The 13,550-nt window shown below is 54.3% G+C and carries 8 protein-coding genes and 3 pseudogenes; 6 read left to right on the top strand and 5 right to left on the bottom strand.

Annotated features, from left to right (window positions below; all coding sequences use genetic code 11):
• Positions 1-259: 259 nt before the first annotated feature.
• The 4 genes and pseudogenes from J2X66_RS28770 to J2X66_RS28755 form a co-directional block, all read right to left on the bottom strand.
• Positions 260-583, bottom strand: coding sequence for a hypothetical protein (locus J2X66_RS28770; protein WP_310271678.1), 324 nt, complete (start codon positions 581-583; stop codon positions 260-262).
• A 70-nt stretch (positions 584-653) separates the two neighbouring features.
• Positions 654-944 carry a hypothetical protein gene (locus J2X66_RS28765; RefSeq protein WP_310271675.1) on the bottom strand — a complete coding sequence of 97 codons (291 nt, stop codon included), beginning with the start codon at positions 942-944 and terminating at the stop codon, positions 654-656.
• Positions 945-1,003: 59 nt separating this feature from the next.
• Positions 1,004-1,192 carry a hypothetical protein gene (locus J2X66_RS28760; RefSeq protein WP_310271672.1) on the bottom strand — a complete coding sequence of 63 codons (189 nt, stop codon included), beginning with the start codon at positions 1,190-1,192 and terminating at the stop codon, positions 1,004-1,006.
• A 73-nt stretch (positions 1,193-1,265) separates the two neighbouring features.
• A pseudogene (locus tag J2X66_RS28755) lies at positions 1,266-1,493 on the bottom strand (DUF932 domain-containing protein); the annotation flags it as partial.
• On the opposite strand from J2X66_RS28755, the pseudogene J2X66_RS28750 reads away from it, so the two are divergent.
• Positions 1,492-2,295: pseudogene (locus J2X66_RS28750) on the top strand (IS110 family transposase); the annotation flags it as partial. The pseudogenes J2X66_RS28755 and J2X66_RS28750 sit on opposite strands and share 2 nt — an antisense overlap.
• Positions 2,296-3,021: 726 nt before the next feature.
• Here J2X66_RS28750 and J2X66_RS30400 read toward each other — a convergent pair.
• On the bottom strand, positions 3,022-3,342 hold the full coding sequence (locus J2X66_RS30400) for an addiction module antidote protein (RefSeq protein WP_405046816.1): 321 nt from the start codon (positions 3,340-3,342) through the stop codon (positions 3,022-3,024).
• A gap of 212 nt (positions 3,343-3,554) precedes the next feature.
• Here J2X66_RS30400 and J2X66_RS28745 point away from each other — a divergent pair.
• The 5 genes and pseudogenes from J2X66_RS28745 to J2X66_RS28725 form a co-directional block, all read left to right on the top strand.
• Positions 3,555-3,770, top strand: a pseudogene (locus J2X66_RS28745) (glycoside hydrolase family 19 protein); the annotation flags it as partial.
• A 113-nt stretch (positions 3,771-3,883) separates the two neighbouring features.
• Positions 3,884-6,190 (top strand): autotransporter domain-containing protein, encoded by a 2,307-nt coding sequence (locus tag J2X66_RS28740; RefSeq protein ID WP_310271669.1) that lies wholly within the window; start codon positions 3,884-3,886, stop codon positions 6,188-6,190.
• 557 nt (positions 6,191-6,747) lie between these two features.
• Positions 6,748-7,773 (top strand): AraC family transcriptional regulator ligand-binding domain-containing protein, encoded by a 1,026-nt coding sequence (locus tag J2X66_RS28735; protein WP_310271666.1) that lies wholly within the window; start codon positions 6,748-6,750, stop codon positions 7,771-7,773.
• 524 nt (positions 7,774-8,297) lie between these two features.
• A complete protein-coding gene (locus tag J2X66_RS28730; RefSeq protein ID WP_310271663.1) occupies positions 8,298-12,059 on the top strand; it encodes an ATP-binding protein in 3,762 nt (1,253 codons plus the stop codon).
• Positions 12,060-12,285: 226 nt separating this feature from the next.
• The gene (locus J2X66_RS28725) at positions 12,286-13,416 is read left to right on the top strand and encodes an HD domain-containing phosphohydrolase (protein WP_310271660.1); all 1,131 of its coding nucleotides are present in this window, start codon (positions 12,286-12,288) and stop codon (positions 13,414-13,416) included.
• Positions 13,417-13,550: the final 134 nt, after the last annotated feature.

Here is a 13,550-nt window from a genome sequence, read left to right as displayed (position 1 = left end):
CGCAGCTATAGGCGTCAGTTAATGAAGCAGCGACGGGTGGGTGGTGCGCACAAAGTTCAGGTTCAGACACGCTGAAATCGAAAGTCGATTGCCTGATAGAGTTTTCTAATGAACAGTGCTGAGGCGGCGTTCATCGGAGTGTGGCGACATCTGGGGCCACTATCGCGAGACTAATGACAAAAGAAAAACTGGAGCTATCTATCGGGCCCTCATCAGGCCCGACCGTCAGCGTGGTTATTCAGGGACGCGGAGGTTGACCCTAAAGCGTTTTCCCCGCTTTGCACCAGTCCGCCCATTCATCGAGTTGCTCGCTGTTGACCTCGGCTTGTGCTCCGGCTTCCTCGCGATATGCGCCTATCCATGCCTGTATACAGTTTTGCTGATTGGACGCTGATGCCGCTGGGGCTTTCACGCTGTTGTTTGACGTGGGAGCGCGCGCCGTGCCATAGGCAACGTACTCGACTTGGGAGACCTCCTTGTAAGTGTCGTGCGCCGTGGTGTTTTCCAGTACTTGAAAGCCTGGCTCGCCGTAGTTGTAAGAGAACTTTACTTTCACACCATTAGCTGACCGCGACTTGGTCATGGATCTGGTGGAACGTCTGGTTGCCCGGCTTGATCGCGGCTGATGGGCACCGCACTGGCGTCCCGCTCTTCTAGGGCTCCGGGTCATCGAACCGCGCCCCGCAGCGCAGGCACAAGCAGTTGAACTCCCCAAAATGATATTTGGCGATGTCCTCGGCGACCCGCAAGGCCGAGGGTAAGGCGGGAGTGATCGCCGCCAGTCCATTGATCAATAGGTGGCTGTCTGAGGCCTGGGCATCTTCATGGCCTTTCTGCGCTTGTTGTAACGCGCTATTAATCAGGCTGAGCAACAGAGTGATGCCCTGGGCGGTTGCTTTGGTCAGGATGGCCTTGGAATCGCAGATCAAACAGAGTCGAAGCATGAGGGTGTTCTCAGGAAGCGCGGCCCTATATACAGCCGCTGAAGATGAGTTTGAGTCGTTCAGCTGGGCTTGCGCTGGTCGGGGAACAGTCGTCTGAGCACACGACTGAGGATCCAGCACGCCAGCCCCACGACCAGTAATAGCGGCGGGAAACGCAGCATGAGCAATAGGCAGAGCATCAGCGCGCCGGTGGCGGCGAGTGCGCCGACGAAAATTAACAAGCAGAGCAGGAATCGCAGTAGAAACATGGCAAATCTCCAGGAGCTTCTGACTGGCCGAGACTTCTTTGTAGAGGCTGCAGGCTCAGTGGACCTGCGTGGCGAGGGCATCCAGCTTGGGCAGTTGTTCCGGGATTTGATTGCTCGGATTGACCTCACGCAGCACGTTCATGAAGAAGCCCAAAGCCTCATGCCACTGGACTTTGCGTTCGGCCAAGTGACGCATGCGGTACATAAACTCATCCCCGCCAGACACCGCGATGCCGAGTTGTTTCTTCACGGCCTTCGGGTCGAAGCGGGTGTTGTGCGGCACCTTGATTGCACGGGAGGTATCCCCGCAGTTTGTTCGGCCTTTTGTTAAAAGTAACAAAAATGATTTCGTTGACGCCGAGGCGATCTGCGAAGCCGCCTCACGCCCTTCGATGCGATTTGTCTCGCCTAAAACCGAGGCCCAGCAAACGCTCTCAGTACTGCATCGCATGCGTGAGTCGCTGGTGCGTGACCGCACCAAAACAATCAATCAACTCCATGGCTTCCTGCTGGAGTTTGGCATCAGCCTGCCTCTGGGGCGAACGGTCATAAAATGTCTGCCTAGCGTTCTGGCCGAGCATGAGTTGCCGATACGGCTCAGCACATTGTTGCAGCAGTTGCACGCACACTTCGGCTATCTGGATGAGCAAATCACACAGCTGGATAAAGAGATGGCTGGCCAACTGGCCGACGATGATCTGGGCAGTCGTTTGCTGAGTATGCCCGGCGTCGGCCCGATCACCGCCAGCCTGCTGGCTGTCGAAATGGGAGACGGCAAGCAATTCGGATGCAGTCGTGACTTCGCCGCATCCATAGGGCTGGTTCCAAGACAGTACAGCACGGGTGGCAGGTCTAACTTGAAGGGGATCAGCAAGCGAGGAGACAAGAGCCTCAGATGCCTTTTGGTACAGTGCGCCAGGGCCTATATGCAAAGGCTCGATTGTCAAAAAGGGGCACTGGCTGATTGGGTGCGCTCGTTGCTTCAGCGACGACACTCCAATGTCGTGGCGTGCGCTCTGGCCAATAAACTGGCGCGAATTGCCTGGGCAATATCTGCTCACCATACAGTGTTTGAAGCAGGGTCAGACGCCATGGCGGCCTGACCCTACTGTTGTTGCAGTACCACGAGGCACCTTCAGGTTTTGCGATAGCTGAAAAATGGATGACGTGAACGGCACACCGGCCTGGCGAAGAACCTGACTTATGAAACGGCTTTAAGAAGCCGCTCCGGTTTTCAGGATTGCCAGGCGCGACTCTCATCTTGGCGCGGGGCATGCCTCATACAGACGCCGGATAGATTTAAGCAAGCCAACCACTTCACCCGTTAATCAGCATTGCAAGAATGGGGGTGACCATAGATTCATTAGACCACTACACCACAATTAAGCAATCGTTTCCGGCTGAACCGGAAACCGCTTAGCATGTCTTTTCGGCCCCAGCCGGAACCGCCCCCTCATAGCGGGTCTCGGTTGACGGAATTTTCGCCGGTTCCGGCTTAGATCCTCTATAAGTCGCTTTACCCGGATAAAGTTCACGTCAGAGCCCCCTCGGATTTGCACTTACGGATTTCAATGTTTGTGGATGAACGGCCAGGCCGCTGCTCCCCTTGGGTGCGGGTAGCATTCAAGTGATCCAGTTCTTATTTACGCTCCAACGGTTTCGCTGCCGGCTTCGTGCGTGACTTACGCGTCATTGAGTTAAGTAGGTCCAAGGCACTCCCGACATCGAGCCACGCTACTTCCGACCGCGCGTCATTTTCTGCGGAGTGATTCGGTGTGTCTGGAGCTAACGCACTCCGTTTTTTCGGCTGTTCGCCCTGTGGAGGGACGTCACTGGCTCTCATTGTTTTGGGCCTCTAATGCGGATAGTGCTTCAACGCGTAGCTTAAAGCCCAGCGCACGGGTGACTTTGAGAATATCCGAAAAGCTCGGGGCCGCGTCACGGGAGAGCAGCCGATAGAGCGTTGTACGTCTAATACCCGTATCACGTGAAAGTTCGGTAAACCCTTTAAACTGAGCAATGTGCCGTAGTGCTCCAGGCAATAGGCCCGGATCACTTTCCCGAAAGCAACTTTCCAGATGACGCGCGAGTTCCTTATCCGCAATAGGGTCAACGACTTGACCTTGCCCAGAAATTATAGATTGCCGCATAACGACCTCCGTGGGGATGCGCGTCCGCATATCTGCTCGGCAAAATGGCTGTCTTTGGCCTAAGTCAGGGAGAAAGCGCATAAATAAAATCTAGCCAGCTGGTCGGATAATTTCAAATTAAACGGAACTGTTTCGACCGGTGGCGGCATCGCCGTGTCATTTAATTTGAAGCATCCCTCAGTTTGTTGTTTTTATTTTCCTCTGGAGTCTGTATGGCTATTAGTGAGCAACAGTTGCAACGCATCACGCCCTACGCCCGCCGCCAAGCGGGCGTTTTTGTATCTGTCCTCAATGCCGCCATGGCGCACCGGTAAATCTGTACGCCAAAACGCCAAGCGGCGCTTCTCGCCCAAGTGGGGCACGAGTCAGGGCAATTGCAGTACGTCCGCGAACTGGGCGGCGAGCTGTACCTGAGCAAGTACGACACCGACAAACCTTGTCTAATCTCTTCACTGCGTTCTTCGAAAGAAAGCGAATCGACTAACTGGGCGACTGACTGCACTGCGTATGACTCAGCCGCTCTGTTCCAGAGGAGAGCAGCGTGGAACGTAACCTACATATTCTGGTGTTCACGATCGGATTGGTGCAGGTGTCTCCGGTACTTGCCGAGACCTTCACTTGGACGGGATCTGGTTGTTATACGTGCCCGGGGTCCTGGACGCCACAAGGGGTCCCCGACAGACCGGGAGAGGACGCATTATTCACCAACACCGGGGCTAACCAAGTCGAAATGGCATTTCCGCCCGGTATCAACCCATCCTCCTGGGTGTTCGCAGACAGCGGCAACAACGGCCAAGATTACGTGGTGGTCGGTTTTCCTGTGACCTTCGAAGGAGTCGGCCTGATCAGCAACTCTCCCGAACTGATCGCAATCGGTAATAACCTGACGGGAAACGGTGGTGTCATCCAGAACGGTGCCGGCGGGACATTGGTGTTGAATGGAGACAATTCATACACTGGCGGCACCACCATCAACGCCGGCACTCTGTCAGTCAACACGGACAGCAACCTCGGCATCTCCAGCGGGTCGTTGACCATCGGCGATGGCAGACTAAACACCAAGCAGACTTTTACGACAAGCCGCCCGGTAACGCTGACCGGCAACGCCTCACTTACGCAAAATGTCGGCACCGGTTTCACCCTGAACGGTGTGATCAGTGGCCCGGGCTCTCTGGCCATGGACGGTGACGGCGGCCCTGGCGGGCTGGTGACCCTCAATGGCGACAACACCTACACAGGTACGACCAACCTGAACAGCGGGTCGCTGTTCGTCAATGGCTCAATCGCAAGCTCCAGCCAGCTGACAACCCATCCGGGAACATTCCTCGGTGGCGCCGGCACACTACCGAGCAGCACCATCGGCGGTGTCGTTTCACCAGGTCCCGCCCGCGATAGAACCGGCACCCTCAGCATCGCAGGAAACCTGACCACTGCCCCCTCGGCCAATTACATCGTTGACTTCAATCCAAGCGGCGCGCAGGACCTGATTCATGCCAGCGGGACCGCCACGTTGAACAATGCCAATGCCACCACCCTGCTTAATGGCTTTATACCGGTAGTGAATCAGCGGTACGCGATCCTCAGCGCCGACGGCGGCGTCAACGGCACCTTCACTTATCCGACCCGAGAACTGCCTCTGTCGACCGTCAGCCTCGTTTACGACCAGAACAACGCTTACTTCGTTGTCGCCCGCAATCAGGTACCTATTGGCGGGGCACCAGAACACCCAATAGTCGTGGTCCCGCCCGGTGGCGGTACACCTCAACCACCTATCGCGATCACCCCACCACAAATTTCGACCGGGGGAGGTGTGGATGAGTTGCCGCCGACCAACCCGATCTTCGGCGGAATCGTCCTGTTGCCCACCGTGGGTGAAATCCGGGCTGCTCTCGATCAATTGTCCGGACAGATCAATCCATCACTCATGACTGTTATGTTGGAGGACAGCCACTTCGTGCGGGATGCAGTCTTTGACCGTCTCGACAGGCCATTGGGTGCGCCGATCACTCCCCACCAAGAGTCGGACAACACGGTGCAACTGGCTCCGAACCTGACCGCATGGTTGCAAGGTGTCGGTGCCCACCGCGAACAAGATGACCTATCGGTGGACACCGGCGGGACGTTCCTGGGGGTTGACTCGCGCATCACCGACACCACCACATTGGGCGTTTTGTTTGGTTACACGCGGTCCAATGTAGACACTCGCTACGGCTCGGCCGATGGCGACAATTACACCGTTGGCGCGTACGTCGGTACCCTGCTCGGACCGTGGTCGCTCAAGGCAGGCACCAGCTACACATTCAACGAGATTGATACTCGGAGGACGGTGAGTTTCAACAGCTTTAGTGACTCCCCTCACGCGGATTACTCAGCCAATACCACTCAGGTTTTCAGCGATGTCGGGTACAGATTAAACGCAGGACCCTTGGTGCTGGAACCGTATGCCGACATCGCATGGGTGAAGGTGAATGCCGATGGGTTTACCGAACAAGGTGGGCCTTCCTCTCTCACAGTACACAGCAGCGACAACGACGTGACATACAGCACCTTGGGGGTGCGGCCCAGTTATACATTTCTCGCCTACGAGATGCCCATGAGGGTGAAGGGCGGGTTGGGTTGGCGTCATACGTTCGGCGACCTAGAACCCTCCGACAAAAACGCATTCGCCCGTACCACACATACCTTCGCGATCTCCGGTGTACCGCTGGCCGAGGACGTGACGGTCGTCAATTTGGGCGTAGAAGCTGCCCTGACACCGAGTACCAACCTGAGCCTGATCTACAACGGCCAGTTAGCCAGCGATGCTCATGAGAACGGTCTCGTGGGGTTGTTGCGGGTAACGTTCTAATAGCGTCCCAAGTGTGCAAGTTGGTCGGCATCTGGAGCGAGTGATCGGCAGCGACTGATGAGGGGTCAACGTCTGGCCTCCTCACGTAGCGTTCATTGCGAGCCTCAATTAACACCACATGAAAGACTTCGACGGACCGCTATTGATCTTGAGCGCGAAAACAAAGCACACGCATATGGCCGTACCATTTTATCTACACCTTAAACGTTACGGGCGCGCTCATCCCGCGACAAAAACAGGTCCGAGGTTTCCGCTCAGGTTAGGACGACGGTATTTGCTCTCGCGGGTATTTCCATTCCGTTGGACTAAAACCAGGAGAAAGCACAATCGGCCCATTGGGGAAAAGCGGACTAGCGAAGTCTGTCCGTTTTTTCCCAACGGGAACGGGTGACAGGGCGTAGCCCTGGTGTTGAAAGTCGGGATAAACCTACAGGCTCTGGTTTAACGCCAGACTACTACTCGGAAAGGTTCTCCTTCGTCCGCGCTAAAGCTCCGGGTGTTTTCAAAGCGACTTGTTACAGTTAGTTGTTATCAGTACGGACCGTGCAGGTGATCCAATGGCTACCAATACATTTCTTGTCAGTTTTGGAATGATCGGATTACGTATCATCGAGACGTATGGCCTCAATACCCGTAGCTTCACTTTGCGCTTAGACGTCCCCACCAGCACGGTCCAAAATAACAGGGCGCGTTTGTCGGCAGACTTTGCTGACGCTGGTTTTATGAGCGCCATGACACTGATTTCCGATCCCGCGTTTGCCCTTCGCGCTGCCGAGTGCTGGCATCCCTCCGATCTCCAGGCACTTGGTTACGCTTGGCTTTCCAGCGGCTCGCTGCACACGGCGCTCCGTCGCCTCGAACGGTACATTTGTATCCTTGCAGGTCGTGCCGCGTTGAGTTGCACCGACAAGGAAGCGGGGATCTGTCTGATCTATGACACCGGCCGTGGAAATACCCCGCTGGGGCATACCATGGCCGATTTTGGTCTTTCGCTCATCATCGCCATGTGCCGGACGAATCTCCGCGGTCCATTGCGACTGCACTCCGTTCACCTGAAGCGGCCGCGCCCTGTCGACCCAGCACCCTACGAGCGTTTTTTCGCGAGTGAAGTCACCTTTGGCGCGGATCACGATAGCTTTGTTCTTCCTTGGAGCGTAGTGAATCGCCCGCTCCCGACAGGTAACGCAGAAATGGCTCAGGTCTGCGATGACATCCTGGTTGGCGAATTGGCAAAGATCTCGGGAAGCGACCTGGTGCATCGTTGCCGACGATTCTTAATTGAAAACGTGGCTTCAGGAGAGCCGAGTGAGGAGCGTTTGGCCGAGGCGATGGCCATGAGTCGTCGAAGCCTGCAGCGTAAACTCGCCGAACGTGGGCAGAGCTATCGAAGTATCTTAGACAGAATCCGTCATGATCTGGCACGGAAGTATCTAGCCATTCCAGATAAATCGCTGACTGAAATCGCGTTTCTCCTAGGCTTTTCAGAGCAAACGTCATTTGCCCGAGCCTTCAAGCGATGGCAAGGGCTCGCTCCCTCGGACTACCGTAATTTGCCACACGGCCAATTGGATCAGGAATGTTGAGCGGTGCTGTTTTTCCTACGTTACACACTGCCAGTGCCAAAGGCGTACCGGGCCACGACTCCTGCGATTTCGATGATACGTTTGAGTTGGCACCCTAGGCGCGCAGCTTCATCGTGCAGAGAGGCGAGCCAGACCATCACATGCTCGTATGTGTTTCATTGGGCTTTTCCTAGGTGTAACGGCTTGCAATCGCAAACAGCCATGCTCGCAATCAATGCTCTTTTCTGCTCAGATTAATTGCGACTGACGGAGTACTCCCGCTCACTTTAGCTGCGACGGTGCTTGCATTCAGTAGCGCATGCTTGCACTCCATTTTCACCTGCTCACATTAACTGCAACCAGCCGCTTAGAAACTGACGGTGGTCCGTCGCATCCGTAAATATGTGCATATCATAAGTTTTCAGCGTATTTCATCGTTTTGACCTGACCATAAAACAGTTTTTCACAGCGTCGCCAGGCGCGCCGCGGTTTACTGACTTTCACATGCTCCAACATCGATTGGGGTCTTTTTAGCTGGAGGTGGCATGAGTCTGACGCGAGTAAGCAAACTAATTTCTGCAGGCTTTGGATTAGCATTGGCCGTCTGCCTGACTACCTCCGCCCTGGATAGTTATTATAGTGCTCAAGTTACGCAAGCCACCGAACAGCGGCACCAGACTATCGTCGGCATTGCGCAACTAGGCGCGTTAAACCGTGAGTTAACTCAGTTAGCCCGCCTCTATGCCAATACAGACGATGAGCAGTTCCGCCGCCTTTACTATCAAAAAACGCGTAATGGCCACGCCTTCCACGACATTGCCATGGCTATTCGTGCCTTGGGACTCAATGAGGCGGAAGAGCGAATGTTGCTGGCCGTTGAGGCCATTGATCTCAAACAATCGAGCATGGAGCTCGACAGCCTAACTCAACGTAGCCCCGTGGGGACCAGTTCACTTCTGGCGACTACCACTTACATTAATACTGAATGGAATTTTGCTGACGCCCTCAATCAACTGAATGTTTCCATTACTAAACGTATGGACGATAAGTTTTCGGCAGCATTGCGGGACGCTCAACTGGCGAGAACCCTTAGCGTTTTGACCCAATTGATTACCATTGGGGCGAGTTTTTGGGTTTTTTTTGTCATTCTGCGCCGACGATTGATCATTCCCTTGCAACTGCTTTCCGAGCGGATGCGCAAATTACACGCGGGAGAACCTCTGCAGCATTCCGAGCGTCTCACAGGATTGGCAGAAGTTGTATCGCTGGCGGAGGCATTCGATTCATATGCGAAGGTCCACGCCGAATTATTGCACCAGCATTGGGCCAGAGTCCGCCTCGGCGAACTGATGCAGACGTTACAGTTGTCTAGCAGTCCAGAAGTGTTTTCTGCGACGTTAAAGCAGCGCTTGAGCGAGAGCTTGGGTTGCAAAGTTGACCTGCTGCTGGATTCCGCTCCATTTGTACCAGGTGTAGGCCAAGTGCACTTCAGCTTGCCGCTACAGCAGGAGGGGCAACAATTGGCGACCTTGGAGCTCGCTTTTGCTAATCGACCGAACCCTGCCCAATTAAAACTCATTGATAGCCTGCCCGACCGATTGGCCACGATGCTCAACTCGGTGCTGCAGCGCCTGCACAATCAACAGCTATTACAAAAAGCATGCATCCAAGCACAGCAATTGGAAGCTCAGGCGTTGATTCTCCAGCAAAGACAGGAGGCACTGGAAGTCACAGAAAGCTGGTACCGCGGCATTGTTGAGTTCGCGCCTAAGGCGCTTCTGGTCTTTGACGACCAAAATATCATCTTGGCCAATCAGGAGAGTGAGTCTGCGTTCGGTTATGCGCCGGGTGCTCTGTTGGGTAAACACTATCGAGACCTGGTGCCAGACAGTCAGCGCGAACTGATTGAGGTTGCGTTGGAAAGAATGTGGCTGCGTAACGTCCTCGACACGGTCGAGACTGTCGCCCGACGTGCTGATGGCAGTGAGTTTCCCGCTGAAATAAGGATGTGTCTGTTGCCGGCGCGACAAGGGCAAGGCCGTCTGTGTGTTGCTATACGCGATCTAACGCAAAGTCAGGCGGATGAGTCCCGGTTAAGGGAAATCCACGAGCAGCAGGAGGCTATTGTGACTGCCGCACCCTATGGCATTGCCATGGTGCGAGGCATGTTGATTGTGCAGGCCAACTCGCGGATGGACGAGCTGTTTGGTTATCAATCAGGAGAACAGCTGCAGCGCTCCCCACTGATCTGGATGGGACATGTGATGTCGGCAGATATGCTGTCGGTATTTCAAACTGGAGCTCGCGAGACGCTCGACCGCGGTGAGATTTTTCAGCAGCAAATGCAGCTTTGTCGCAAGGACGGCAGTATTTTCTGGGCCAGTGTCAGTGCGCGTGCAGTCGCGCCAGGTTATCTGTCTGCGCGTGGATCGATCTGGATCATCGAAGATGTCACCGCCCAATACGTGGCAGCTGACGAGATGCGCAAGGCCAGGCAGCTAGCTGAAGACAGTGCCCGAATCAAAACCGAATTTCTGGCCAACATGAGCCACGAAATTCGCACTCCGATGAACGCCATTATCGGCATGACTTTTCTGACGTTGAGAACGGAGTTGAACGCACGACAGCGGGACTATTTGAACAAGGTGCAAAGCTCCAGTCGGCATCTGCTCGGCGTACTTGACGATATTCTCGACTTTTCCAAAATTGATGCAGGCAAGCTTGAGCTGGAAGTTCGTGACTTCAGTTTAACGCAAATGTTGGAGGACGTACTCGATCAGGTACGCCCCGTAGTCGCTACGAAACGATTGGATTTACAACTCAGCGTTGATGCGGATGTGCCAGAACGGCTAAGTGGCGATTCACTTCGTTTGCGACAAATTCTGCTCAATTTTCTGACCAACGCGGTGAAATTTACTGGGCAAGGACAGGTTCGAGTCGAAGTTGGCGTGCGCCAGTCAGGTGCTCATGACGCGTTGATGCATTTCAGTGTGACCGATACTGGCATCGGTCTCGCCCCCGAGCAGATAAAGCGGCTGTTTCACAGTTTTCAGCAAGCAGACACCTCGACGACGCGACGCTTTGGTGGAACCGGTTTGGGCTTGGCAATTGCCAAGCAACTGGCTGAGATGATGGGAGGCCGAGTGGGTGTCCAAAGTGTGATGGGGGAGGGAAGTCACTTCTGGTTCGAAGTGCGCTTAGCTCTGGCCAAAAGCGCGGATATCATTTTTCTTTCTTCCATGCCGGCACGCAATGAATGGCAGGTGGCAGATGGAACACGCATTTTGCTGGTGGAAGACAACGATCTGAATCAGCAAGTGGCTGTCGAGTTGCTGCAGGTCGTAAATTGTCACGTGGACGTCGCGGCTAACGGTCGCGAGGCACTGAGTTTACTGGCAAAAGGGCAATATGACGTGGTTTTCATGGACATGCAGATGCCGGTTCTTGATGGATTGGCCGCCACGCGACTGCTTCGTCAGCAACCCGGCATGAGCAGGTTGCCCGTGATCGCGATGACCGCCAATGCTAGGCAGTGTGATCGTGATGCGTGTATCGCCGCCGGTATGAACGATTTTATAAGCAAACCATTCGAGCCACAGACACTATATGCCGTATTGCAGCGTTGGCTGGCGGACACATCGCTCCAGTCAATTCCTGGAGCATCACCACAGCCCGCTTTGACGAACTCGTCCTATGAAGAGAAGGGCTTGCTGAGCCTGGACGGCGTCGACGTGGCCGCTGGATTACGGCGTGTGCTCGGTAAGAAGGATTTGTATGTAGAAATGCTAAATCGCTACATGAGAGATCAAAGTTCCACGCTCGAAGAGATAAACATTGCTTTGACCAAGGGAGAGTTCGATAGGGCAGAACAATTGGCTCATAGCTGCAAGGGCGTATCGGCCACCATTGGTGCTGACCGAGTTGCTCAAGCCGCTGATGCGTTAGAGGAAGCATTACGATCTCAACTCCCTCGAGAGGAATTGCAAAGCTATTGGCAGCGGCTTAGCGAACCCTTGAATAGTTTGTTGGAGCAGTTACGTAAACAGTTGAGCCCCGAAATCGAAGTGGACCCGATAGCTGGGGACCTCGATGAGATTCGAGTAATTTGCCGCCACCTCGACTCCCTGTTGGAAGGTTTTGACGTGCAAGCAGTCTTTTATTTTTCCCAACACGCAGGCCTGCTCAAAGGGGCATTAGGCAGTCACTTTCAGCAACTGAATACAGCTGTTCAATGCTTCGAGTTTGAGCAGGCGCGTTCTTGCTTGAACGCGGCATTGTTGGTCAGTGAAACGCAGGCTAGGGGGTAAAGGAGAGGGGGGGGGCAAGTCACTTATGAGGCGCAGCTGCAGGATTTCATAAGTTTTCATAGCTTTTCAGGAATTTCCGGGGCAGGGCACACGCCAATTCAGAGCAGTTTTTTCGCGCGAGTGCGTTACTGGGTTTCAACAGATGGCCTAAGCCGTGCGCTATCAACCTTCGACGCAAACGCTCTGTATGCAGTTGAACGCGCGAAAATTCTGTGAGGAGATCTAGGTGAACTGCTTAATCCCCAAACCCACCGTGCTGGTGGTCGATGATGAGCCCTTCAATCTGAAACTGGTGAGTTGGTTGCTCCGTGATCATTGTCATGTGCAAGTCGCGTCCAGTGGTGCACAAGCCTTACAAGCTATCGAGCGCTCAGTCCCGGATCTGATCCTGCTGGATGTGCTGATGCCGGGAATGGATGGCCATGAGGTGTGCCGCCGCGTCAAACAGGATCCCAAAAGTCGCGAGGTACCGATTCTGTTTCTGAGCTCGAGAAGTCTTGATCACGATGCGTGCTTGGGGTTGGAGCTGGGAGCGTCGGACTTCCTCAGTAAGCCAGTTAATCCGCCGGTACTTTTGGCGAGAGTAAAGGCTCAGTTGCGTTTGAAGGCGGCCGCTGACGGATTGCGGTTGCAGAACACATCGCTTGATCAGGAAGTGGTGGCGAGCAGGCGCGAACTCCAAACCATTCATGATGTGACGATCCTGTCGCTAATGTCATTGGCAATGACCCGGGACAATGAGACCGGTAATCATCTGCGCCGAACTCAGCATTATGTGCGGGTGTTGGCAGAGCAATTACGTGATCACCCCCGTTTCAGCAGTGAGCTAAGTGAAAAGAACATTGAGTTGATGTTCAAGTCAGCGCCCTTGCACGACATAGGCAAGGTCGGCATTGCCGATCACATATTACTTAAACCGGGGCGTTTCGAGCCTGCTGAATTCGAAATCATGAAAACTCATACATTGCTGGGCTATCAAAGTTTGGTGCAGGCTGAAGAAATTTTGGGCACTCAAATACCCTTTTTACGCTTCGCCAAGGAGATCGCTTTATCCCATCACGAAAAGTGGGATGGCAGTGGTTACCCCCATGGGTTGGTTGGTGAGGAGATCCCCGTCAGTGCTCGATTGATGGCCGTTGCGGACGTCTACGATGCGGTTATTAATCGAAGAATCTACAAGGCATCAATGCCCCATGAGACTGCTGCGCAGATCATCTGTGAGGGGGCCGGCAAACATTTTGATCCTGATGTGGTAAGCGCCTTCAAGGTTTTAGAAACGACGTTTGTTCAAATCGCTGCGCGCTATGCCGATTCCGCGTCCACGTTTATAGACGATACGAGTGATCCTTCGGTTTAGGCGAATTACGCCGCTCTCCCCAAACTCATTCGTTAGATCACTAGGTTTATTCGCCAGACACAGCGGTTGTTTCACGTGTTTGCCGTGCGGATAACGCAAAGCAACTTTTGAAGATACTCCCATGCCCACAGATA

Origin of the sequence: Pseudomonas sp. 3296 (assembly GCF_031456615.1) — a bacterium.
GTDB lineage: Bacteria > Pseudomonadota > Gammaproteobacteria > Pseudomonadales > Pseudomonadaceae > Aquipseudomonas > Aquipseudomonas mucoides.
Note: the sequence above shows the minus strand (reverse complement) of the source record. Positions and strands in the feature narration are given on the sequence as shown.

Excerpts from the sequence above, each read along its gene's own strand:
- J2X66_RS30400 (WP_405046816.1), bottom strand. The coding sequence starts at position 3,342 with ATGCGGCAATCTATAATTTCTGGGCAAGGTCAAGTCGTTGACCCTATT.
- J2X66_RS28765 (WP_310271675.1), bottom strand. The coding sequence starts at position 944 with ATGCTTCGACTCTGTTTGATCTGCGATTCCAAGGCCATCCTGACCAAA.
- J2X66_RS28770 (WP_310271678.1), bottom strand. The coding sequence starts at position 583 with ATGACCAAGTCGCGGTCAGCTAATGGTGTGAAAGTAAAGTTCTCTTAC.
- J2X66_RS28735 (WP_310271666.1), top strand. The coding sequence starts at position 6,748 with ATGGCTACCAATACATTTCTTGTCAGTTTTGGAATGATCGGATTACGT.
- J2X66_RS28760 (WP_310271672.1), bottom strand. The coding sequence starts at position 1,192 with ATGTTTCTACTGCGATTCCTGCTCTGCTTGTTAATTTTCGTCGGCGCA.
- J2X66_RS28730 (WP_310271663.1), top strand. The coding sequence starts at position 8,298 with ATGAGTCTGACGCGAGTAAGCAAACTAATTTCTGCAGGCTTTGGATTA.